Source organism: Acidovorax sp. Q11 (assembly GCF_054950075.1).
In genome coordinates this window covers 47,101-70,508 of sequence record NZ_JBUDZG010000004.1, presented here as the reverse complement: position 1 = coordinate 70,508, position 23,408 = coordinate 47,101, and the positions used below count along the sequence as shown (strand labels likewise).

Below are 23,408 nucleotides of genomic sequence, written 5' to 3'. Positions count from 1 at the left end.
ACAAAGAAGCCAGGCAACCACCGCCAGATGCGGGCTGCCTGGCAGCACCAATCACCGCGCGGCAGCCGCCTGCTTGCCGTTCGACAAACCCCAGACATAGGCGGACAGGACCCCGATCTGGGCTTCCGTCAGCTTGTCAGCCTGCGCAGGCATCTGGTTGACTTTGCCGTTGTTGACGATGGCGGTGATCGCCGCCTCGCCCCAGCCATGCAGCCAGATATCGTCGGTGAGGTTCGGTGCACCCAGGGCCTGGTTGCCCTTGCCGTCCATGCCGTGGCAGGCAGCACACGCCGTGAACTTGGACTTGCCCAGCGAAGCGCGCAGCGAGTCGTGCGGGCTGCCCGACAGGCTCAGCACATAGTGCGACAGGTTGCGCACATCTTCTGGCGAGCCCACAGCCGCTGCCATGGGAGGCATGTTGCCGATACGGCCCTTTTCCAGGGTTTCGCGGATCTTCTCGGGGGCGCCGCCGTGCAGCCAGTCGCCGTCCGCCAGGTTGGGGAAGCCCTTGCTGCCACGTGCATCCGAGCCATGGCACTGCGCACAGTTGTTCATGAACAGGCGTTCACCAATGGCGTGGGCCTGGGGGTCCTTGGCCATGTCCTCTGGCTTCATAGAGGCAAAACGGGCATACAACGGCTCCAGCTCGGTCTTGGCCTTGGCCATTTCGGCCTCGTACTCGCCCTTCTGGGTCCAGTTCAGCTTGCCGGTGAAGCTCCCCAGGCCCGGATAGGCAGCCAGGTAGCCCAGGCCGAAGATGATGGTGATGACAAACAGCCACACCCACCAACGTGGCAGGGGGTTGTTCATTTCGACCAGGTCCTCGTCCCAGACATGGCCCGTGGTGTTGTCGGCCGTGGCCATCACCTTCTTGCGGCCCGCCATCCAAAGCAGGATGCCGCAGGCGATGATGCCGACCAGTGTCAGCGCGGTCACAAAGACCGACCAGAAATTGCTGGTGAAGTCACTCATGGGATGTTCTCGTTCTGGTGAGGGTCAATCTTGTTCGAAGGGCAGTTGTGCCGCCTCGTCAAACCGGGACTTGTTGCGGCCCCGGTAGGCCCAGACCCAAATGCCAATGAAGCAGGCCATCGATGCCAGGGTGGCGACGATGCGCATGGTCGTGATGTCCATGGCCAATCTCCTTTACTTGAGCGCGCGGCCCATGACTTGCAAGTAGGCAATGAGGGCGTCCATTTCGGTCTTGCCCTTCACCTCGGCTGCGGCGGCAGTGATCTGCTCGTCGGTATAAGGCACGCCCACCGTGCGAAGCGCCTTCATGCGGGGGGCCACACTGGCGGGGTCCACCACGCTCTTCTCCAGCCAGGGATAGGCGGGCATGTTGGACTCGGGCACCACGTCACGCGGGTTGTTCAGGTGGATGCGGTGCCATTCGTCGCTGTACTTGCCGCCCACGCGGTGCAGGTCAGGACCGGTGCGCTTGCTGCCCCACTGGAAGGGGTGGTCGTAGACGAACTCGCCCGCCACCGAGTAGTGGCCGTAGCGCAGCGTCTCGGCACGGAAGGGGCGGATCATCTGCGAGTGGCAGTTGTAGCAACCCTCGCGGATGTACACATCGCGCCCCACCAGCTGGGTGGCGGTGTAGGGCTCAACGCCCTTCACCGCCTCGGTGGTGGACTTCTGGAAGAACAGGGGCACGATCTCCACCAGACCGCCAATGGCGATCACCAGCAGGATCAGCACGATCATCAGGAAGTTGTTGGTCTCGACCTTCTCGTGCGAGAAGCCGGTGGAGGAAGATGAATTGTTGTTGGACATGAATTGACTCCTTCGGCTCAGGCGTGGGCAGCATTCACGGCAGGAATGGCCACCTTGACCGAACGGCCAGAGATCGCGGTCATCCACACGTTCCAGGCCATGATGACCATGCCTCCCAGGTACAGCAGGCCACCGGCCACACGGATCACGTAGAACGGATAGGTCGCCTTCACGCTCTCGACAAAGGTGTAGGTGAGCGTGCCGTCGGGGTTGATGGCGCGCCACATCAGGCCCTGCATCACACCGGCAATCCACATGGCGGCGATGTAAAGCACGATGCCGATAGTGGCCATCCAGAAGTGCAGCTCGATCGCCTTGATGGAGTGCATCTTGTCGCGGCCGAACAGGCGCGGCACCAGGTAATACAGCGAGCCCATGGAAATCAGGCCCACCCAGCCCAGCGCGCCAGAGTGCACGTGACCCACAGTCCAGTCGGTGTAGTGGCTCAGGGCGTTGACGGTCTTGATGGACATCATCGGGCCTTCGAACGTGGACATGCCGTAGAACGACAGCGACACGATCAGAAAGCGCAGGATGGGGTCGTCACGCAGCTTGTGCCATGCACCCGACAGGGTCATGATCCCGTTGATCATTCCGCCCCAACTGGGCGCCAGCAGGATGAGCGAGAACACCATGCCCACCGATTGCGTCCAGTCTGGCAGCGCGGTGTAGTGCAGGTGGTGGGGGCCCGCCCACATGTAGGTGAAGATCAGCGCCCAGAAGTGCACGATCGACAGGCGGTACGAATACACGGGGCGGCCAGCCTGCTTGGGGATGAAGTAATACATCATCCCCAGGAAGCCCGCCGTGAGGAAGAAGCCCACGGCGTTGTGGCCGTACCACCACTGCACCATGGCGTCCTGCACACCGGCGTAGGCCGAGTAGCTCTTCATGAGCCCTGCGGGAATGGCCGCACTGTTGACCAGGTGCAGCAGCGCCACCGCCAGGATGAACGCGCCAAAGAACCAGTTGGCCACGTAGATGTGCTTGACCTTGCGGGTCCCCACGGTTCCAAAGAACACGATGGCATAGGACACCCACACCAGCGTGATCAGGATGTCAATGGGCCACTCCAGCTCAGCGTATTCCTTGCCAGAGGTGTAGCCCATCGGCAAGCTGACCACAGCGGCCGCGATGACCAGCACCCAGCCCCAGAAAGTGAATGCGGCCAAGGGCCCGGCAAACAGCCGGACCTGGCAGGTGCGCTGCACCACGTAGTAGCTGGTGGCGAACAGGGCGCTGCCGCCAAAACCGAAGATCACCGCATTGGTGTGCAAGGGGCGCAAGCGCCCATAACTAAGCCAGGGAATGCCAAAGTTGAGTTCTGGCCAGGCCAGCTGGGCGGCGATGACAACCCCCACCAGCATGCCAACCACCCCCACAACCACGGCCAAGATAGAAAACTGCCGCACGACCGTATCGTTGTAGTGCGCAGTCATAGTTTTTTGAGAATCCATCGGGCACCTCTTTGTATTGCAGTAAGAGTTTGTTGCAGAGCATCATTTGCGACATTGACACATGTCAATCGCCTCTGAGAATGCGCTCCCCTTCTTGCTCCACGCTCTCGAACTGGCCGTGGTAGACAGCCCACCACAACCCTCCCAAGATCAGCAGGACCAGCAGCACAGACAGCGGGATCAGGAGATAAAGGATGTCCATCAGACGGGCTCCAGGGTTGTCTTGGGAAGAGGCGGGGGCACCTGTTGCGCCTTGCCCGCAGCGATGACCTCGGCATCCGCACCAGCATCTGCACCGGCCAGGGCGGGCAGTACAGGCAGGCCGCGCGCCAGCCGCGCCGCGTTGAGCACCACCAGCAGCGAACTCAGCGCCATGCCCAGCCCGGCCAGCCAGGCAGGCATCCAGCCCGCCACCGCCAGCGGCACACACAGCGCGTTGTAGCCCGCAGCCCACCACAGGTTCTGGCGCACCACCCGCAGCGTGCGGCGTGCCAGCAACACGGTCTGCGGCACCAGCGCCAGGCTGTCGCCCAGCACCACAAAATCCGCCCGCGACTGCGCCAGCGGCACGGCGCGGCCAAACGCAAACGAGACATGGGCACCGGCCAGCACCGGGCCGTCATTGAGGCCATCGCCCACCATGGCCACCTGGTGCCCGCCCGCCTGTAGTGCCCGCAAGGCCTCCAGCTTGCCCTGGGGCGAGCATTCGCCCTGCACCCGCGCAATGCCTGCCTGCGCGGCCACACGCTGCACGGCCCCTAGTCGGTCGCCAGACAGCAATTGCACCGCCACACCTTCCTGCTGCAGCGTGGCAACCGCGGCCGGGGCCTCGCTGCGCAGGTCTTCGACCAGATCGAACCGGGCCAGCTCCAGCAGGTCGCCATCGGACCCTTGCTCGATCCCTTGCGCCGACAGCACCACCTGCAGCGCCGCAGTGCCCTGCTGCGGTGCCACCCCGGCGTGGCGGGCCGAGCCCAGCCAGACCTTGCAATCGGGCACAACGCCCATGTTGTCCGACACCGTAGCGCTCAGGCCCAAGCCCGCGTCCTCTTGCAGATTGGCAACGCGCCAGCGCCCTTGCAGTGCTGGCGCCGATGCCGAGGCAGCTGCCGCCACCGCGCGCGATGCCGGGTGCATGGAGTGGCGCGCGAGCGCAGCCGCCAGGCCCAGCGCGTCATCGGCTGTCCAGCCCTGCGCGGTGTGCACGGCCTGCAGCGCCATGCCGTCGCGCGTCAGGGTGCCGGTCTTGTCAAACACCAGGGTGTCCACATGGGCCAGCGCCTCCAGCCCCTGCAGGTTGCGCACAAGCACCCCGTGGCGTGCCAGCGTGCCCGCTGCGGTGAGCATGGCCACCGGCGTCGCCAGCGAAAGCGCACAAGGGCAGGTCACGATGAGCACGGCCACCGCCACCATGAGTGCATGCCCAGGGTCCGACGGCCACCACCATGCGGCCGCCAACCCCGCCGCCAGCAGCACGGCCACCAAGAAGGGCCGTGCAATGCGGTCGGCCAGCAAGGCCAGCCGGGGCTTTTGCAGTGACGCGCTTTCCATCAGCGCGACGATCTGCGCAAACCGGGTCTGCCCGCCCGTGCCCTCCACCCGCACCTCGACGGGTGACTGCAGGTTGTAGCTGCCCGCCGTGACGCGGCTGCCCACCGGGCGTGCCACGGGGGTGGACTCACCGGTCAGCAGCGCCTCATCGGCGTGGGTGTTGCCTGCGGTGATGCAGCCGTCGGCCGGAAAGGCCTCGCCCGGCAGCACGCGGATGGTGTCGCCCACCACCAGGCGGCGCGTGGCCACGCGGGCGAAGGTGCCCGTGGCGTCATCACGCCGCTCCACACTGTCGGGCAAGCGGTTCATCACCGCCTCCAGCGCACCAGCCGTGCGGTCGCGCAGGCGCAGCTCCAGCCAGCGGCCAGTGAGCAGGAAGAATACGAACATGGTCAGGGAGTCGTAGTACACCTCCTTGCCAAAAATGCCGCTCGGGTCGAACGTGCCCGCCGTGCTGACCACAAAGGTGATCGCCATGCCCAGCGCCACCGGCAGGTCCATGCTGACGCGGCGCAGGCGCACATCGCGCAATGCGCTGGCAAAGAAGGGGCCACAAGAGAACACCACCATAGGCAGCGTGATGACCCAGGACGCCCAGCGCAGCAGTTGCTCCATCTCGCCCGACAGGTCGCCGGGCTGCGCCACATACGCGGGCCACGCGTACATCATCACCTGCATCATGCAAAAGCCCGCCACCAGCCAGCGCCACAAGGCGCGGCGGCTTTCGCGCTGGCGCTGCGCGCGGGCAAACGCATCCATGGCCGGCATGGCACGGTAGCCCGCGTTCTGCACAGCTTTCATCCATTGCGAGGGCAGCACCCTGCCCGGCTGCCACACCACGCGGGCACGGCGCGTGGCCGCACTCACGTCGGCCTGCAACACACCGGGCACGGCGCGCAGGGCGTCTTCGATGGTGAGAGCGCAGGCGGCGCAGTGCATGCCCTCCAACACCACATGCGAATCCCAGGTGGTGGATTCGGGACAGGCTTGCACCGCCTCGGCGGCCTGGGCGGGCAAGGGGCTGCCTGCGGGTGTGCAGGGGCGGCCAAACGCCAGCCATTCCTGCGGGTCGTCCAGCAACTGGGTGGGCGCGACGGGCGATGAATCCGCCATGCCATCAGGCAGATGCGCCGGGGAAGCCACCGACGCATCGGGTCGAAACATTGACATGGTTCAAGCCTATCGTTGGGCCATGACAGGTACATTGACCTGCATCAAGTCCCGGAACATGATTCATCCTAAGCTTGATCCATCGTTTTGAGGAGACCTTTATGTACAAACGCATCCTGATCGCAACGGACGGCTCCCCCCTCTCGGACAAAGCCGTGGAACACGGGCTGTCGCTGGCCGCCCTCACCGGCGCCTCTGCCGTCGCACTAAAGGTGGTGCCCCGCTACCCCCGCAGCTACTTTGAAGGCGGCATGCCCGTCGATACCAACGATGTGAAGCGCATCGAAACGCAGTGGGGCGATGCAGCCCAGGCCATGGTCGATGGCGTGAAGGCCCAAGGCGAAGCACAGGGCGTGTCGGTCAAGCCCGTCATCGCCAAGTCCGACCTGGTGGCCGAGGCCATCATCTCTGCCGCCAAGAAGCACAAGTGCGACGTGATCGTGATGGCATCACATGGCCGCAAGGGCCTCAAGCGCCTGCTGCTGGGCAGCGAAACGCAGCATGTGCTGACGCACTCGCACATCCCGGTGCTGGTGCTGCGATAAGAAAATTTGAATAGAAACAGGCTCTATCGCGCATCCACAAAGCGGTAGCAGCTATCAAAAATGAGCAACAAATGGGGCCTGCGCGGCCCTATTTGTTTTTGTCTTGCCACCGGCCATCTAGCCGTCTAGCCGTTTGGCCATCAGGCAAACAGCCCCTTGTGCTGCTCGCGCAGCAGGTTCTTCTGCACCTTGCCCATGGTGTTGCGGGGCAGCTCGGGCACCACAAAACACTTCTTGGGGATCTTGAAGTTGGCCAGCTGCGACTTGAGCTGCGCCACGATGGCGTCGGGGTTCAGGCTGGCGCCGGGCTTGGCAATCACCACGGCCACACCGACCTCGCCAAAGTCGGGGTGCGGCACGCCCACCAGCGCGCTTTCGGCCACGCCGGGCATGTCGTTGATGTAGCCCTCGATCTCGGCGGGGTAGACGTTGTAGCCGCCGCTGATGATCAGGTCCTTGCTGCGGCCCACGATGCTCACGTAGTCGCGCTCGTCCACCTTGCCCACGTCGCCGGTCTTGAACCAGCCGTCAGCGGTGAACTCTTCCTTGGTCTTCTCGGGCATGCGCCAGTAGCCCTTGAACACGTTGGGGCCCTGCACCTGGATGTTGCCGATCTCGCCCACGGGCAGTGGCTTGTTGGCGTCATCCACCACCCGCAGACCCACGTCCGGCAGCGGGAAGCCCACGGTGGCACCGCGCCGCTCGCTCTGGCCCGCATGGCGTTTGTCGGCGGCATAGGGGTTGGAGGTGAGCATGATGGTCTCGCTCATGCCATAGCGCTCCAGGATGGTGTGGCCGGTGCTCTGCTGCCATTCGGTGAAGGTCTCGATCAACAGCGGCGCAGAGCCCGCGATGAACAGGCGCATGTTTTTGGCCGCATCCTTGGTGAGACCCGCCTCAACCAGCAGGCGCACATACAGCGTGGGAACGCCCATGAAGACGGTGGCGCGTGGCATGGCGGCGAGCACGGCCTTGGGGTCGAACTTGGCGAACCAGATCATCTTGCTGCCGTTGATGAGCGCGCCGTGGATGGCCACGAACAGGCCGTGCACGTGGAAGATGGGCAGCGCGTGGATGAGCACGTCACCAGCCTTCCAGCCCCAGTAGTCCTTCAAGGTCACCGCATTGCTGAGCAGGTTGCCGTGCGTCAGCATCGCGCCCTTGCTGCGGCCCGTGGTGCCGCTGGTGTAGAGGATGGCGGCCAGGTCGTCGGCCGACTTCTGCACCGGCTGGTGCACGTCACTGTGGTGCGCCGCGCGCTCCAGCAGGCTGCCTGTGCGGTCATCGCTCAGCGTGAAGACATGGCCCGTGCCCTGGGTAAAGGCGATCTTGCTCACCCAGCCGAAGTTGCCGGGCGTGCACACCACCACACCTGGCTCGGCGTTGCCGATGAAGTATTCGATCTCGGCGCTCTGGTAGGCCGTGTTGAGCGGCAAGAACACATAACCCGCGCGCAGCGTGGCCAGGTACAGCACCATGGCCTCGACCGATTTCTCCACCTGCACGGCCACGCGGCTGCCCTCGGGCAGCTTCAGCGACACCAGCAGGTTGGCCATGCGGGCGCTGGCCCGGTCCAGGTCGCCCCAGGTGTAGAACAGGGGTGAGCCATCGGGCGCCGTGGTCTCCACGGCGGTGCTCGGCAGGTCGGCAGGGAAGGCTGCGCGCAGGGCGCTGAAGAGGTTGTGTTGGCTCATGGCTTGGGCTTGGCTTTTTTTGAAACAAGGAAGAAGGCGAAAGGCGGGCCTGCAGCGCTCCGGTCAAAACACCGGCGGGCGCTTGTCCAGGAATGCGGTGATGCCCTCACGGTGCTCGGCGCTGTTCGCATAGCCGTAGGGGTCAGGGGCACCGTTTACTATGTTTTCGATAGCAAAAAACTCTTTACTGTCGCGCGCAGAAGGCATTTTTAATGCTCTTAATGTCTGTTTATTCAGGCGCGCGGCCTGGGGGGCGAGCGCCGCCACCCGCTGCGCACTGCCCAGGGCGTCGGTGGCCACCATGTCGTCGGCCACCACCCGGCTCAAAAAACCACGCGCCAGCATGTCGGGGGCGCTGAAAGTGGCGGCCTCCAGCAGCATCTGGCGCGCCACCACCTCGCCCACCGCGCCCGCCACCAGCTGCGCCTCGCGCGGGGCCATGGGAAAGCCGAGCTTGGCGATGGGGGCACCGAATCGGGCGGCGCTGCCCGCAATGCGGATATCGCAGCAACTCGCAATCTCGACCCCCGCGCCCATGCAGGCCCCGCGAATGCTGGCCACGATGGGCGCGTCGCAGGCCAGCATGGCATGGAGCCCGCCCCACACGTCGCCCTCATGGAAGTCGCGCAAAGTGGCAGCGTCAAAGCGAAAGCCGGGGTACTCGGAGATATCCCCCCCTGCGCAGAACGCACCGCCATCGCCCTCGATGAGCACGCAGCGCGCGTCCGCACTGCGCTGAACGCCCTCAAACACAGCACGCAACTCGCGCCACATGGCGCGCGACATGGCGTTGAGCCGCCCTTCGTGGCACAGCACAACATGCACCACACCCCCATCGCCCTGGCGGGCCCTGACTTCACCCGGCATGGTGCCCCTCAGTCCAGCTTGACGCCAGCGGCCTTCACCACCTGCGCCCAGCGTTTGATCTCGCCGCTGACCATCTTGCCGAAGTCCTGCGGGTTCAGCGTGCCGAACTCGGCGCCATTGCCAGCCCAGGTGGTCTTGATTTCTTCTGACTGGCCAAGCTTGCGCACCTCTTCAACAATGCGTGCCTGCACGTCGGCGGGGGTGCCCTTGGGCGTCCACAGGCCGTACCAGGTGGTGACGGTGTAGTCGGGCAGCCCAACTTCGGCGGCGCAAGGCACGTCGGGGAAGGCTGGGTTGCGCTTGGCGCCCGCCACCATGAGGGCCTTGATGCGCCCGCCCTTAATGTGCCCGGCGGACGAGCCCAGGCCGTCAAACATCATGTCCACCTGCCCGCCCACCAGGTCTGCCAGCGCCGGGCCTGCGCCCCGGTAGGGAATGTGGGTGATGAAGGTCTTGGACTGGATCTTGAACAGCTCCCCCGCCAGATGGTGCGAGCTGCCCGAACCCGCCGAGCCGTAATTGAACTTGGCGGGGTTGGCACGCACCAGGGCCAGAAACTCGCGGAAGTCCTTGACTGGCATGTTCTTGGGGTTGACCACCAGCACCTGGGGCACGCTGGCCAGCAGGGCCAGCGGAACGAAGTCCTTCTCCAGGTCGTAGTCGAGCTTGGGGTAGACGGAGGGCGCGATCACGTGGTGCGCGCCGCCCATGAACAGCGTGTATCCGTCGCCCGGGGCCTTGGCGGCAAAACTTGCGCCCACGTTGCCGCCCGCGCCGCCCCGGTTGTCGATCACCAGCGTCTTGCCGGTGGTCTTGGCAAACTGCGCCGCCAGCGGGCGAGCAAACGTGTCGGTGCCGCCCCCGGCCGGAAACGGCACCACCAAGTTCACCGGCTTGGCGGGCCAGGCCGAGGCCTGCGCCCAGCTGCTGCCACTGGCCAGACCCAGGCCTGCAGCGGCCGCGCCCAGCAGCACATCCCGGCGTTGAATTCGCGATGGGTTCCTATTCATTCGCTTGTCTCCTGTCGTTGTAAAAATCATTGCCAGCAACGCGGGCCGGGCGCCATGTGGTGCACCCGTCCGCGCTCCATCATTCATTCACTCACCTACTCACACACTTACCGGTCAACTCACAACTCACTCGCACCTTTGGCCACCTGCGCACTCACTCAGTCGCGGCACAGGCTGTCGATGTCGCCCGACACCGGCACCTTGCCCTGCGCCAGCAGGCTGCGGTGCTTGTCGATGCGCTTCAAGTCATACAGGTAATTCACCATGAGTCCGTACGACTGTTTCTGCCCCTTGGACGACGGATCGCCCGCCCAGTTGAGGCGCTCCACCCGGGCACCGTTGCCCAGGTGGAAGCGGGCCACCGGGTCCACCGGCTTGCCCTCCTGCATCTCGCGGCCCAGATAGTACGCGGCGCATTCCAGCAGCATCTGGCGTACGGGCGACCTGGCATCCAGCTCGAGCGCCTTGTCGATGGCACCCAGCAGGTGCGTGGCCTGCGGTGGTTCAAAACCCACGGCGCGGCCCAGCTCGGCCCGGCGCTTGTCGTCCAAGCGCTCCAGCATCGCGCCCGCATGTTTGGAAAGCCAGGCGCGAAAGCCCGGGATGGGAGACAGCGTGGCAAAGGTGCGCAGGCGCGGAAACTCGGCCGTGAGCGTCTCCACCACATGCTTGATGAGCGAATCGCCAAAACTCACGCCGCGCAGGCCCGTCTGCGTGTTGCTGATCGAATAGAAGATGGCCGTGGTGGCCCGGGTGATGTCCACCGGCGCGGCGGCCTCGTCCAGCAGCGGCGTGATGCTGGCCGAGATTTTGTCCACCAGCGCCACCTCCACAAAAATCAGCGGCTCATTGGGCAGGCGGGGGTGGAAGAAGCCGTAGCAGCGGCGGTCGCTGTCCAGGCGGTTCTTCAGGTCGGCCCAGCTGCGGATGTCGTGCACCGCCTCGTATTTGATGAGCTTTTCGAGCAGCGATGCGGGCGAATCCCACGACAGACGGCGCAGCTCCAGAAAGGCCACATCGAACCAGGTCGAGAACAGATGCTCCAGCTCGGCATCGAGCGCCAGCAGGCGCTTGTCGGCCTTGAGCAGCGGCAGGATCTCGGCACGCATGTCCACCAGAAACCGCATGCCCTCGGGGAAGGCCGAGAACCGCTGCAGCAGCCGCGTGCGCGGCGACACCAGCGCGCGGCGCAGGCTGATCTCGGCCTGGCCCTCCTCGGCCGTGCCCGCCGCCGCTTCATAGCGCTGGCGGGCCGATTTGAAGCGCGTGGCATCGGGCGCGAACTGCTCGCACATGAGCAGCCACATGTCGCGCCGCTCCTCCAGCTCGGCCTTGGCATACCAATCGGCCACGGCCTGCGCGCGGCGCCCGCCTTCGATTTCGCTCACCTGCGGGGCGACGACCTCCTGCAGGTCGGCCAGCAGGCGGCGCAGCGCACGGGGCGACAGCGCCTCCTGCCCCCGGCGCAGCGTGGCGGCCAGCCGCTCGTTGGTGGAACGTGGCACGGCCACCTTGGCCACCACATCGGTCACGGATTTGTCGAGGGCCGACTTGGCCAGCTTGTCACCGCCCTTGTCGGCGGCGGGGGCACTGGTGCGCAGGCGCGACACGCTGCGGGTGATCCATTCGGGGGTGCTGTTCATCATGGTGTCAACCTCGATTGCTGATTGCGGGCGATGTCGCGCAGCGCATCGCGCTGGCGCAACAGATGGGTGCGCATGGCCTCTTCGGCGGCTTCCGAGTCGCGCGCCTTGAGGGCGGCAAACACGGCCAGGTGCTCGGCCAGGCTTTGCTGCAGGCGGCCCGGGGCGTGCAGCGTCTGGTGGCGCGCCAGGCGCAGGATCTTGCGCAGGTCGCCAATCACCTGGGCCAGCCAGCGGTTGTCGGCCAGCGTGATGAAGGCCTCGTGGATGGCGTAGTTGGCCTCGTAGTAGTCGGTGATGCGCCCCTCGGCCGCGCATTGCTGCAGCCGCTGGTGCAGCAGCTCCAGCGCCGCCACGTCGGCCCCGCTCGCCTTGTGCGTGGCCTCGTGCGCCGCGCGGCCTTCCAGCAGCGCAATCACGGGGAACAGGTCGTCCAGGTCTTTGTCGGTGATCTCGGCCACAAAACAGCCCCGGCGCGGCTCGTGGCGCAACAGCCCCTCGGCCACCAGCACCTTGAGCGCCTCGCGCAACGGCGTGCGCGAGATTTCGAGCCGCTCGCACAGCGCGGCCTCGTCCAGAAAGCTGCCGGGACGCAGGTCCCCCGCAAAAATCTGGTCCCGCAGCCGCGAGGCGACTTCATCGTGCAGGGAGTTCGGAACGGGACGCATGGTGGACAGGGCTCCAGGGTCATCGACCCACTGGGGTACTCGGTTGATCGCTTGATTCCTCTGGCGCACACAGACCGGAAGGAGCCACCGCAGACATCCAGCGGCCAGCCCCACCTTTACTGCTCGCAACACACCGTTAAATGCTGGCTACCGGGTGCATCGTTTCGCCATACACGTAATTTCTCATAATTACGCAAAATAACAAGAAAAAAATGCGTGTTGAAGGGTTCGGTTACACAAAAGTGGGGGATTGCGGCAGCGGAGCAACGCGGGGCAGTGGTCGGGCTGCGCCTGGACGTCCAAAAAAGACCACTCAGCGCGTTCCGATCCATCGTCAGAGATGGCCCCATCTGACTGCGCCTCAGTCTGCTTGCGGCAGACATGCCCCAAGGTTGCGAAAAAAATAGCCCGCACAAGGCGGGCTAAATCTTGCATATCTCGATGCTTCGTGGGATCGAACCGTCAGAATTAACGGCATCGAGATGGTATGGCCGCAATTGCCAGACAACAAAGATCGCAGGCTGCGAAGCGTGACATATGCCTCACTTTGCCCGTGCGTGCGTCACAGAGTGCGTACGAGCGTCATTCAGAACAAGCGGATCTGGTACGAACGCATGGCAACTTCAATAGGCGGCGGAACTTCGCGACGGCAACACCAGATGCTGCTCGAAGAATGAACACGCCAAGTTTCCAACTTCATCATGGATGGCCTTCCGATCGACCAAGGGATCGTCTACACAGAGTAAAGGCAGCTGTTTCTTGCCAGCGGCTGTGGGTTCCGCCAAAAAAACGTAGTGTCCAGCCGGGCCATCAATCCAGGTGAGTTCAGCCGAAGCGATGTGATCCGCATAGCGGGAGCCATTTGATAGCGGCGGCACCTCTTGGTCGCCTGCCGTGACTACGATATGAACAGGCACGCGGATATCAGCCAGTCCGCCAGCGTCAAACGCACCACCGAGCGCTGGGTTCATCACAAATGCCGCCTTGATCCGCTCGTCGCGGTACGAGCGCGCATGTTCTGCAACGGAGTTCACAAAGGCAGGATCGGTGTTCATGAGTTCGACCCATAACTTACCTACGTCGGGGAACTCGCGAGGACCCGCAGGCGCAGACTCACCATTCGCCCGACTGAGCGCAAGAAAATGCTCAAGGCTGCAACGGCCACCCACGGCGGTCAAAGCCGTGTAGCCGCCGAGCGAGAAGCCAGCAGCTCCGATGCGAGCAACATCGACCCGATCACCCAAGAGCGGGTCCGCCAGAAGCTGATCCAGCGCAGCCGTCAAGTCCTTCGCGCGCTCCCACCACAGCAAAAATCCGTGCGGAACATACGGCTCAATGCTGGTATTGCCGTGGTGATTCACAGCGACTGCGATATAGCCTCGGGCCGCGAAAGCACGGCCAAGCCACCCCAGCTGGAATGCGCTGCCGCCGGTACCGTGCGACAACAGCACTACGGGAAAAACGCGAGGGCTTGCCGAAAGAAGCGCGTCGCGTGCGACATCGCGCAACAGAAACAATGGCTCCGGCGCCCCAATGAGGAAGTCTTCTTCCTCGGCCTCACCATCTGCCGGATACCAGATCACCGTAGTGAGAGGCCGAGCGTCGGACTTGGACCAGTTCTGTCGCGAAACATCTTTCCATCTTTTGATTTGCTGCCCAACCTTGTACATCGCTACTCCTATGTGACCTTGTTGCTGGCTCGGGCCTAGCTGGCTGCCCGGCGAATTGAGTCTACCTACTCCACCCCCGCAAACCCCAGCACCAGGTGGTCAATCCACACCCGCAGCTTGGCGGGCAGAAACCGATTGGGCGGGTACAGCAGCCAAGCCGTGCCCGCATACGAGGTTTTGTGCTGCCAGTCCGGCAGCACAGCCACCAGATCACCCCGCTCCAGCGCCGCGCGCGCGGCAAAGCCCGGCAGGCTGGCGATGCCCAGATGGCTCAAAGCCGCCTCCAGCCGCACCTCGCTGTGGTTGGCCACGTAGCGGCCACGCACGGCCACGGTGGCAGATTCGCCCGTACGCTCAAAGCGCCAGTGCCGGTCGCGCTCGTCCTCACCCAGGGTGATGCAGGCGTGCTGCTCCAGATCGCGCGGGTGCTGGGGATGGCCGCGCTCGGCCAGGTAGCGTGGGCTGGCGCAGATGCAGTGGTGCAAGGTGGCGAGCGGCCGCCCTGCCAGGCCGGGGGGCGGGGTGTCGGTCACGCGCAGGGCCAGGTCGATGGACTCCTCGAACAAATCCACCGTGCGGTCGGTGATGAGCAGCTGCACATCCACCTCGGGGTACTTTTGCAAAAACGGTAGCACCAGCGGGTGCACCAGCTGGCGGCCCACGGCCTTGGGCATGCTCATGCGCACCAGGCCCGAGGGCGCGGCAGAGTGGGTGTCGCTCAGCGCCCACACCTCGCGCGCAGCGGCCACCATGGCCTGGCAGCGGCTGTAGGCGGCGGCCCCGGCGTCGGTGAGCTTGAGCTTGCGGGTGGTGCGCTCCAGCAGGCGCACACGCAGCGTGCCTTCCAGCCGCGCCACCTGGCGACTCACGGCCGACGGGGTGATGCCCAGTTGCCGGGCGGCCTCAGAGAAGCTGCCCGCGTCCACCACGCGCGCAAACACCGCCATGTCGGGCAGGCTGTCGAGGGGTTGATTAATGCTCATCGGGCACAAGTCCTGTTCTTTGATGGCGATTATCACCAAGCATGAGCAAATCGATAATTTGAGTGCCCAGCCAGCCCCACGCAGAGCCCCTCCTCCACACGCCGACCTGACCCGCTCGCCCCCCATGCACCCGACCCTGCCCCTCACCCCCGCCTCCCCCCTGGCCCCGCGCCTGTCTGACCTGGCGTTGCTGCTGGTGGCCGTGGTGTGGGGCACGAGCTATGGCGTGGCCAAGGGGGCGCTGGTGTTCTACCCGGTGCTGGGTTTTCTGGCCGTGCGTTTTTTGCTGACCTTTGCGCTGCTGCTGCCCGCGCTGCTGCGCGCCCCGGCGCCAGAGCGGCGCGATGCCCTGGCAGCGGGCCTGCCCTTGGGCGCGCTGATGTTGGGCATTTTTCTGTGCGAAACCTTCGGGCTGGCGCTCACGCAGGCCAGCAACGCGGCCTTTTTGATCAGCCTGTGTGTGGTGTTCACTCCGTTTGCAGAGTGGTGGCTGCTGCGCCAGCGGCCCGGCCGCGCGATGTTCGTCTTTGCAGCGGTCTCGCTGCTGGGGGCTGCGCTGCTCAGCGGCGGCTATTCAGGCCAGTGGGGCTGGGGCGACGCGCTGATGCTGGCCGCCGCCGTGCTGCGCGCCATCACCGTGTGCCAGACCACGCGGCTCACCCGCCGCCGCAACGCGCCTGTGCTGGCCCTCACCGCCATGCAGGCGGGGGTGATCGGCCTGGGCAGCCTGCTGCTGGCGCTGGCCCTGCCGGGCACGCTGCCACCGCTGCCCTCGCTCACCGATGGCAGCGCCTTCTGGCTGGCCTGCATCTACCTGGTGCTGGGCTGCACGGTGTTTGCATTTGTGGTGCAGAACTGGGCCCTGCGCCACAGCCCGCCCACCCGCGTGGGCCTGCTCATGGGCAGCGAGCCCGCATTTGGCGCGCTGTTTGCGGTGTTCTGGCTGGGCGAGCAGCTCAGCCCCACCGCCTGGCTGGGCGGCGCGCTCATCGTGGGGGCAGCGCTGTGGACCATGGCACGGCGGAGCCCATCGCCCGCCTGATCCTTATTGGTCGCATCAGGGCTTGCTGGGCGCTGCCGTCTGGCTGACCTGCCCGATGAGCCGGTGATAGAACCGGATCGCATCCGCATAGTTGGCAATCTCCAGCCGCTCGTCGGTGCCATGAAAACGCTTCAGGTCTTCTGAATTGGCACGCACGGGCGAGAACTTGAAGATGTGGTCGCTGATGGCGCCGTAGTGCTGCGAATCCGTGCCCGCGACCATCAGGCCCGGGGCCACCAGCACGTCGGGGAAAACCTCGCGGATGGTCTGGTTGAGCATGCGGTACTGGGTGGAGTCGGTAGGCGCCACCTTGGACGCCTCGACCGCGCCGGGCAAGGTGCTCAGCTCCACCTGTGCGGCGGGGGCGCTGATCTTGCTGCGCACATGGTCCATCACATGCTCCTGGGTGTCGCCAGGCAGCAGGCGGAAGTTGACCGTGGCCTCGGCACGGCCAGGCACCACGTTGTCGCGGTTGCCAGCCTGAACGATGGTCAGCGCCGTGGTGGTGCGCAGCATGGCGTTGGTGCTGGCCGCGCCTTCGAGCTGCTTTTGCACCACGGGGCGGAACAGCCACAGGTTGGACAGTACCACCCGGTTCACGCCGCCCATCTCGGGCGCCAGGGTGTCAAACAGCTCGCCCGCCACACCCCGGATGCCGCCGGGCATCTGCTCCTCGTCCAGGCGCTTGAGAGCGTCGCTCATCATGGCGATGGCGCTGCTGCCCTTGTGCGGCGGCATGGACGAATGGCCGGGGGTGCCAGACATTTTCATCACCACCGACATATAGCCCTTCTCGGCCACGCCGATCACAGCGGCCGGCTTGGACAGGCCGGGCATCACACCGTCCAGAATCAGCAGGCCCTCGTCGATCACAAAGTCCAGGCGCACCTTGCGCTCCTGCAGCAGCGCGGCGATCTGGGCGGCACCGCGCAGGCCGCCCACCTCTTCGTCGGCACCGAAAGCCAGGTAGATGGTGCGCTGTGGCGTGAAGCCGCTGGCCAGCAGCATCTCCACGGCTTCGAGCTGGCTCATGAGGTTGCCCTTGTCGTCCCACGAGCCCCGGCCCCAGACGTAGCCGCCCTGGATGGCGCCGGAGTACGGGGGCTGCGCCCAGTCGCCCTCAGTGCCAGGCGCCACGGGCACCACATCCTGGTGCGCCATCAGCATCACCGGCGCGGCGCTGGCGTCGCTGCCGGGCCAGGTGTAGAGCAGGCTCAGGTCGCCCACCACTTCGCGCTTCAGTTTCGCGTGCACCAGCGGAAAGCGCTGCTGCAGCAGCGCGTGGAACTGCAAAAACTGGCCCGCATTGGCCTGGGCATCGTCGCGCGAGGACTCGGTGCGCAGGCGCACGGCCTCGGCCAGGCGCAGGGCCACGGCGGCGTCATCCACCGGCAGGCGGGCAATGGGTGGCACCTCCAGCTGGCGCGATCCCTTGCGCGCAGTATTGATGCCCAGGGCGGCGGCCAGCAGCAGCACCAGGGCAAGCAGTCCCAGCAGGATTTTTTTGATCATCGATGTAGCAGCTTTCTCAGAAATGGATGGGCGCTGGCAAGCAGCGCACCGAAAGAGAAAGCGGATGCTAATGCGGTAACCAAATGTTGGTCCAATGCATAATTTTGGCCAAGTTGTTCGATTTTCTGCATGACCACCACCATTGCCCAATTGCGCCACTTCATCGCCCTGGCCGACAGCGGCAGCTTCACACGCGCGGCCGACAGCACCCAGCGCTCGCAGGCCGCCTTCAGCCGCAGCATCGCCATGCTGGAGGCGCACCTGGGCGCGGCGCTGGTCGAGCGCAGCGGCCACCGCAACGCGCTCACGCCCATTGGCCGCACAGTGCTGGACCATGCGCGCCAGGTGGTGGCCCAGGCCGACGAATTGCACCAGGTGGTGCGCCACCATGTCAGTGGCGAAGCGGGTGCCGTGCGCCTGGGGATGACGGCCACGCCCCACGCACTGCTCGGCCGCCGCCTGCTGCACATGGCCGCCACGCATACCGGCCACATGCGCCTGCAGTTGAGCGGTGGTGCCCAAGCCCAGCAGATACAGGCCCTGCGGGACCGCACGCTGGACGCGCTGGTGATGGATCAGCGTTCCATCCCGGGCGCCCATGCCGACCTGGAAGTGCATCGGCTGGCACAGCTGCCCACCGGCGTCATGGTGCGCCCCGGCCATCCGCTGACACAGCGCAGTCCGATCGTTTTTGCCGACCTCACGGGGTTTCCCGTGGCCTGCACAGGAATGAGCGTGGCGATGGGGCGGCTGCTGGTGCAGCGCCTGGGCCCGCAGGCCCACCCGGAGACGCTCATCACCCTGGGCAGCGAATCGGTGGCCGACCTGCTGGATGTGGCCTGTCGCACCGATACGGTCTACCTGGGCATCATGGCCCCGGCCGCAACCCTGCTCGCACAGGGCCAGCTGGTGGCACTGGACATCCCGACGCAGGGCCTGGAGTCACACATCGCGTGGGTGCAGCGCGTGGCGCGCGCCCCCAACCCTGTGCTCGACGGCATCCGCCAGCAGGTGCAAGGCTGGCTGGACAAAGCAGGACCTGCGGGCTGAGCTGGCAGCAGTCAGCCCACCATGGGCGATCTGAACACCGGGTGCTCGCCAGGCAGCGCCTGCTGCGCCAGCGGCGCAGCCAGGGCCATGCCCCGGTCGCTGTTCGTCAACAACACGAAGCCATCGCGGGTGCTGGGCGAGACCATGGCGAAACTGCGAAAGCCCGGGTTGTTGCCCCACTGCCAGAGCACCGGGCCCGCCTGCGTGCGCTCGATGCCCCAGCCATAGCCCCATTCCAGTGACAAATCCTTGTCTGCCACAACGGGGGCCGACAGAGCCAGCGCACACAGTTTCTCGTCCGACACGAAGGCCGCCATCAGGCGCGCAAAGTCACCCGCCGTGGTGTACAAGGATGCAGCAGCCACGGGCTGGCGCCATGTCAACCCACTGGCGCCGCCATAGGCATGCATGGCCCGGCCTTCGTAGGCGCTTTTCCACACCAGGCAGGAGTCGCGCATGCCCAGGGGCGCGAAGACCTGAGCATCCATCCACTGCGCAATGGGGGTGCCGGTGACTGCCTCCATCACCGCCTGCAGCAGCACATAGCCTTCGCCGGAATAGCGCCAGCGCTGGCCGGGCTCGAAGCCCGGAGCCAGCGCACCACCTGTCCAGTTGGGCAGGCCCGAGGTGTGGTTGAGCAAGCTGGCCACCGGTATGCGGGCCAGCGTGCTGGCGGGGACGGTGTCGCTGGCATCGCCCGGCGCGCGCCGCAGCGCATGCTGGTAGTGCACATACCCCTGCGGCAGGTATTGCGAGACGGGCGCCTGCAGATCCAGCTGCCCTGCCAGCACCAGGCGCAGCGCCCCGTAGGCAACGGCGGGCTTGGTCAGCGAGGCCGCCTGGAACACGGCGTCCGGGGCCACTCCGCAGTGGCCGACCACCTCGGTTGGCTGCGCCCTGCCGACACGCAATGTGGCGAAGGTGGCTGCGCATACGCCCAGTTCCGACGCCACATCGGCCACTGGCCAGCCCTGGTAGCGCGTCAGGTCTGCGGCGCACGAGGCCAGCAGCGGCGAGGCCGCAGCACTGGCCAGCAGGAGCTGGCGGCGTGTCAGGGCTGGCACAACCAGGTCAGCAGGTCAGGACTTGGATGTGGTGAGCGCGCCCGTGCCGCCTTCGCGCTTGCCAGCCCAGAGCCACAGCGCAATGCCGCCCACGATCATCGGCACACACAGCCACTGCCCCATGCTCATGCCCAGCGACAGGATGCCCAGGAAGGCATCGGGCTCGCGGAAGTATTCGGCGATGAAGCGGAACACGCCGTAGCCGAACAGGAAGGCGGCAGCAACCTGCCCCTGGCGACGCTCCTTGCGCGCATACAACCACAGCAGGATGAACAGCAGCAGCCCTTCCATCAGGAACTGGTAGACCTGCGAGGGGTGGCGCGGTTGCATCGAGCCACTGTGCGCAAACACCATGCCCCAGGGCAGATCGGGGCTGGCAAAACGGCCCCACAGCTCACCGTTGATGAAGTTGCCCACCCGCCCCGCCGCCAGGCCCGTGGGCACACAGGGCGCCACAAAGTCGGCCACCTGCAGCCAGGGGCGCTGGCGCGAATGTGCAAACCACAACATGGCCACCACCACGCCCAACAAGCCGCCATGAAAGGCCATGCCGCCTTGCCACACTGCAAAAATCTCCAGCGGGTGGCTGAGGTAGTAGCCGGGTTTGTAGAACAGGCAGTAACCCAGCCGCCCGCCGATGACCACACCGGCCACGCCCAGGAAGAGGATGTCCTCCACGTCCTTGCGCGTCCAGGCGGCCGGGCCGGTGATGGAGGCAAAGGGCTCGTGCCGCAGCCGCCGGATGCCCAGCAACATGAACAGGCCAAAGGCCACCAGATAGGTGAGGCCGTACCAGTGAATGGCCAAGGGGCCGATCTGCAGGGCAACGGGGTCGATGTGGGGGTAGGTCAGCATGGTGGGCGGTATTGTGCCTTTGCGCGAATGGCCCGGGCGCCGCGCGCCCAATCCGCGCCATCCACCCACTCAATGCGAACGCGTCTGATCACCGTACGCATACAGAGCGCGAATGCGGGGGCATTGCCTCCAGCCCGTCCACGTCCGCGCGATACTCGCCGCCCAGAAGCAAAGGACAAGAACATGCAGGGAAACCCACAAGTCATCGAATATTTCAAGGAACTGCTGCGCGGCGAGCTGGCCGCGCGCGACCAGTATTTCGTGCACTCGCGCACCTATGAGGATCTGGGCTTCATCAAGCTCTACACGCGCCTCGACCATGAGATGCAGGAAGAAACCCAGCACGCCGACGCGCTGCTGCGCCGCATCCTTTTCCTGGGCGGCCGCCCCGACATGCGCCCCAACCCCTTCACCCCGGGCGAGACCGTGCCCGAGATGCTGCAAAAAGACCTGGCCACCGAATACGAGGTGCGCGCCGCCCTGCAAAAGGGCATGGCCCTGTGCGAGAGCGTGGGCGACTACGTGAGCCGTGACCTGCTGCTGGCCCAGCTGCGCGACACCGAGGAAGACCACGCCTACTGGCTAGAAAAGCAGCTGGGCCTGATCGACAAGATCGGCCTGCCCAACTACCTGCAGTCGCAGATGGGCAGCGCGGCGGCGTAGGCCATTCACCTAAAATTTCAGAGAAAAATCGGCTTCTGCGCTCTACCAGCATACCAAGTATGCTATCAAAATAGAAGCATTCTCATAAAAAAAGCCGCCTCCTCTGGATGCGGCTTTTTTGATGGCGAAGGGGCATCGCCCCTCCCCTGCGGCCGGTCAGTCTTCCAGCAGCGACAGGTCGCGCACGGCGCCCTTGTCGGCGGACATCACCAGCTTGGCATAGGCCTTGAGCGCGGCCGACACCTTGCGTGGGCGCGGCTGGGCGGGCTTCCAGCCCCTGGCGTTCTGCGCTTCGCGGCGCTTGGCGAGTTCTTCATCGCTCACCAGCACATTGATCGTGCGGTTGGGGATGTCGATGCGGATGCGGTCGCCGTTCTGCACCAGGCCGATCGCACCGCCTGCAGCGGCCTCGGGCGAGCAGTGGCCAATCGACAGGCCGGACGTACCGCCCGAGAAGCGCCCGTCCGTCAGCAGCGCGCAGGCCTTGCCCAGGCCCTTGGACTTGATGTAACTGGTGGGGTAGAGCATTTCCTGCATGCCGGGGCCGCCCTTGGGGCCTTCATAGCGCACGATGACCACGTCACCGGCCTTGACCTTGTCGGCCAGGATGTTGGCCACGGCCTCGTCCTGCGACTCGGTGACATGGGCCGTGCCCTCGAACACCAGAATGCTTTCGTCCACACCGGCCGACTTGACCACGCAGCCGTCCACGGCGATGTTGCCGGTCAGCACGGCCAGGCCGCCTTCCTTGCTGAAGGCGTGGTCGTACGAGCGGATACAGCCCTCGGCGCGGTCCAGGTCCAGGCTGGGCCAGCGGGTGGACTGGCTGAATGCCACCTGGGTGGGGATACCGGCGGGGCCAGCCATGTAGAAGGTGCGCACGGCCTCGTCTTGTGTGCGCACGATGTCCCACTGGTCCAGCGCGTCTTTCAGCGTGGGGGTGTGGACGGTGGGCACCTCGGTGTGCAGCTTGCCCGCACGGTCCAGCTCGCCCAGGATGGCCATGATGCCGCCTGCGCGGTGCACGTCTTCGATGTGGTACTTGTTGGTGTTGGGCGCCACCTTGCACAGCTGCGGCACCACGCGCGAGAGGCGGTCGATGTCGGCCATGGTGAACGGGATCTCTGCCTCGCTCGCAATCGCCAGCAGGTGCAGGATGGTGTTGGTGGAGCCGCCCATGGCGATGTCCAGCGTCATGGCGTTTTCAAACGCCTTGAAGCCCACCGAGCGGGGCAGCACGCGTTCGTCGTCCTGCTCGTAATACTGTTTGGCGATCTCGACGATGCGGCGGCCGGCGCGCTTGAAGAGCTGCTCGCGGTCGGCGTGCGTGGCAACCACCGTGCCATTGCCGGGCAGCGACAGGCCCAGCGCCTCGGTCAGGCAGTTCATCGAGTTGGCGGTGAACATGCCCGAGCACGAACCGCAGGTGGGGCAGGCCGAGCGCTCGACCTCGGCCACATCGGCGTCGGAGTAGTTGCTGTCGGCGGCAATCACCATGGCGTCCACCAGGTCGAGCTTCTTGAACTCCATGACCTTGGTGACCGGGTTGGCCAGGCGGGTCTTGCCCGCTTCCATGGGGCCACCCGAGACGAAGATCACCGGGATGTTCAGGCGCATGGCGGCCATCAGCATGCCGGGCGTGATCTTGTCGCAGTTGGAGATGCAGACCATGGCGTCGGCGCAGTGCGCGTTGACCATGTACTCGACCGAGTCGGCAATGATGTCGCGGCTGGGCAGCGAATACAGCATGCCGTCGTGGCCCATCGCAATGCCGTCGTCCACGGCAATGGTGTTGAACTCTTTGGCCACACCGCCGGCGGCTTCGATCTCGCGGGCCACCAGCTGGCCCAGGTCCTTCAGGTGCACATGGCCGGGCACGAACTGGGTGAACGAATTGACCACTGCGATGATAGGCTTGCTGAAGTCATCGTCTTTCATGCCGGTGGCGCGCCACAGGGAACGCGCGCCTGCCATGTTGCGACCGGCGGTGGAGGTTTTGGAACGGTAGATGGGCATCGTGCTGGCTTCTGAAAAATCGCTGAAAAGGAAGCGGGCCGCAGGAATAAAGGCCCCTCGCGCGCCCGTGCAACCAACCTCTTGAGCCGTGCCGGGGGCAAACCTATCAATTATCGCCCAGCCCCGTAGGCCCGCCCGGAGCGGTGGCGTTGGGGATTGCGGGGGCAGC

Annotated in this window: 21 protein-coding genes; 4 read left to right on the top strand and 17 right to left on the bottom strand. The window is 65.4% G+C overall.

The features are described from left to right. Nucleotides 1-51 precede the first annotated feature (51 nt). From ccoP to ACYZGB_RS05100, 6 genes are all read right to left on the bottom strand, one after another. Nucleotides 52-972, bottom strand: coding sequence for a cytochrome-c oxidase, cbb3-type subunit III (ccoP, locus tag ACYZGB_RS05125; protein WP_462387138.1), 921 nt, complete (start codon nt 970-972; stop codon nt 52-54). 24 nt (nt 973-996) lie between these two features. Continuing rightward, the gene (locus ACYZGB_RS05120; RefSeq protein ID WP_063461825.1) at nt 997-1,134 is read right to left on the bottom strand and encodes a cbb3-type cytochrome oxidase subunit 3; all 138 of its coding nucleotides are present in this window, start codon (nt 1,132-1,134) and stop codon (nt 997-999) included. A 12-nt stretch (nt 1,135-1,146) separates the two neighbouring features. Then, nucleotides 1,147-1,779 carry a cytochrome-c oxidase, cbb3-type subunit II gene (gene ccoO / locus ACYZGB_RS05115; RefSeq protein ID WP_063461824.1) on the bottom strand — a complete coding sequence of 211 codons (633 nt, stop codon included), beginning with the start codon at nt 1,777-1,779 and terminating at the stop codon, nt 1,147-1,149. A 17-nt stretch (nt 1,780-1,796) separates the two neighbouring features. Further along, nucleotides 1,797-3,236 carry a cytochrome-c oxidase, cbb3-type subunit I gene (gene ccoN / locus ACYZGB_RS05110; RefSeq protein WP_462387137.1) on the bottom strand — a complete coding sequence of 480 codons (1,440 nt, stop codon included), beginning with the start codon at nt 3,234-3,236 and terminating at the stop codon, nt 1,797-1,799. A gap of 64 nt (nt 3,237-3,300) precedes the next feature. Further along, on the bottom strand, nt 3,301-3,438 hold the full coding sequence (gene ccoS, locus ACYZGB_RS05105) for a cbb3-type cytochrome oxidase assembly protein CcoS (protein ID WP_462387136.1): 138 nt from the start codon (nt 3,436-3,438) through the stop codon (nt 3,301-3,303). Continuing rightward, a complete protein-coding gene (locus ACYZGB_RS05100) occupies nt 3,438-5,900 on the bottom strand; it encodes a heavy metal translocating P-type ATPase (protein ID WP_462387329.1) in 2,463 nt (820 codons plus the stop codon). The genes ccoS and ACYZGB_RS05100 overlap by 1 nt, the downstream gene beginning before the upstream one ends. Before the next feature lie 158 nt (nt 5,901-6,058). Here ACYZGB_RS05100 and ACYZGB_RS05095 point away from each other — a divergent pair, with 158 nt between their 5' ends. Continuing rightward, complete coding sequence (locus tag ACYZGB_RS05095) at nt 6,059-6,502, top strand: universal stress protein (RefSeq protein WP_462387135.1); 444 nt, start codon at nt 6,059-6,061, stop codon at nt 6,500-6,502. A gap of 140 nt (nt 6,503-6,642) precedes the next feature. On the opposite strand, the gene ACYZGB_RS05090 is transcribed toward ACYZGB_RS05095, so the two are convergent. The 7 genes from ACYZGB_RS05090 to ACYZGB_RS05060 form a co-directional block, all read right to left on the bottom strand. After that, complete coding sequence (locus ACYZGB_RS05090; protein ID WP_462387134.1) at nt 6,643-8,196, bottom strand: malonate--CoA ligase; 1,554 nt, start codon at nt 8,194-8,196, stop codon at nt 6,643-6,645. A gap of 63 nt (nt 8,197-8,259) precedes the next feature. Continuing rightward, nucleotides 8,260-9,063: an enoyl-CoA hydratase/isomerase family protein gene (locus ACYZGB_RS05085; RefSeq protein ID WP_462387133.1), complete on the bottom strand. Its 804-nt coding sequence runs from the start codon at nt 9,061-9,063 to the stop codon at nt 8,260-8,262. An 8-nt stretch (nt 9,064-9,071) separates the two neighbouring features. After that, nucleotides 9,072-10,073 carry a Bug family tripartite tricarboxylate transporter substrate binding protein gene (locus tag ACYZGB_RS05080; protein ID WP_462387132.1) on the bottom strand — a complete coding sequence of 334 codons (1,002 nt, stop codon included), beginning with the start codon at nt 10,071-10,073 and terminating at the stop codon, nt 9,072-9,074. 158 nt (nt 10,074-10,231) lie between these two features. Then, complete coding sequence (locus ACYZGB_RS05075) at nt 10,232-11,716, bottom strand: malonyl-CoA decarboxylase (RefSeq protein WP_462387327.1); 1,485 nt, start codon at nt 11,714-11,716, stop codon at nt 10,232-10,234. Continuing rightward, a complete protein-coding gene (locus ACYZGB_RS05070; RefSeq protein WP_063461815.1) occupies nt 11,716-12,384 on the bottom strand; it encodes a GntR family transcriptional regulator in 669 nt (222 codons plus the stop codon). The genes ACYZGB_RS05075 and ACYZGB_RS05070 overlap by 1 nt, the downstream gene beginning before the upstream one ends. 623 nt (nt 12,385-13,007) lie before the next feature. Then, on the bottom strand, nt 13,008-14,054 hold the full coding sequence (locus ACYZGB_RS05065; protein WP_462387131.1) for an alpha/beta hydrolase family protein: 1,047 nt from the start codon (nt 14,052-14,054) through the stop codon (nt 13,008-13,010). Nucleotides 14,055-14,119: 65 nt separating this feature from the next. Further along, the gene (locus tag ACYZGB_RS05060; RefSeq protein WP_462387130.1) at nt 14,120-15,037 is read right to left on the bottom strand and encodes a LysR family transcriptional regulator; all 918 of its coding nucleotides are present in this window, start codon (nt 15,035-15,037) and stop codon (nt 14,120-14,122) included. A gap of 124 nt (nt 15,038-15,161) precedes the next feature. On the opposite strand from ACYZGB_RS05060, the gene ACYZGB_RS05055 reads away from it, so the two are divergent. After that, entirely contained in the window at nt 15,162-16,079 is a 918-nt protein-coding gene (locus tag ACYZGB_RS05055) for a DMT family transporter (protein WP_462387129.1), read from the top strand. 15 nt (nt 16,080-16,094) lie between these two features. Here the strand turns inward: ACYZGB_RS05055 and ACYZGB_RS05050 are convergent, their stop codons facing one another. Next, nucleotides 16,095-17,591, bottom strand: a complete 1,497-nt coding sequence (locus ACYZGB_RS05050) for a M20 family peptidase (protein ID WP_462387128.1) — start codon at nt 17,589-17,591, stop codon at nt 16,095-16,097. A gap of 129 nt (nt 17,592-17,720) precedes the next feature. Between ACYZGB_RS05050 and ACYZGB_RS05045 the strand changes: the two genes are divergently transcribed. Then, nucleotides 17,721-18,641: a LysR family transcriptional regulator gene (locus ACYZGB_RS05045; RefSeq protein ID WP_462387127.1), complete on the top strand. Its 921-nt coding sequence runs from the start codon at nt 17,721-17,723 to the stop codon at nt 18,639-18,641. 11 nt (nt 18,642-18,652) lie between these two features. Here the strand turns inward: ACYZGB_RS05045 and ACYZGB_RS05040 are convergent, their stop codons facing one another. Together ACYZGB_RS05040 and lgt are read right to left on the bottom strand one after the other, a co-directional pair. Further along, a complete protein-coding gene (locus tag ACYZGB_RS05040; protein ID WP_462387126.1) occupies nt 18,653-19,705 on the bottom strand; it encodes a serine hydrolase domain-containing protein in 1,053 nt (350 codons plus the stop codon). Nucleotides 19,706-19,720: 15 nt separating this feature from the next. Then, on the bottom strand, nt 19,721-20,560 hold the full coding sequence (lgt, locus tag ACYZGB_RS05035) for a prolipoprotein diacylglyceryl transferase (protein WP_462387125.1): 840 nt from the start codon (nt 20,558-20,560) through the stop codon (nt 19,721-19,723). Nucleotides 20,561-20,743: 183 nt separating this feature from the next. On the opposite strand from lgt, the gene bfr reads away from it, so the two are divergent. Further along, nucleotides 20,744-21,223, top strand: coding sequence for a bacterioferritin (bfr, locus tag ACYZGB_RS05030; protein ID WP_094287520.1), 480 nt, complete (start codon nt 20,744-20,746; stop codon nt 21,221-21,223). Nucleotides 21,224-21,379: 156 nt separating this feature from the next. On the opposite strand, the gene ilvD is transcribed toward bfr, so the two are convergent. Further along, entirely contained in the window at nt 21,380-23,239 is a 1,860-nt protein-coding gene (gene ilvD / locus ACYZGB_RS05025; protein ID WP_462387123.1) for a dihydroxy-acid dehydratase, read from the bottom strand. Nucleotides 23,240-23,408 lie beyond the last annotated feature (169 nt).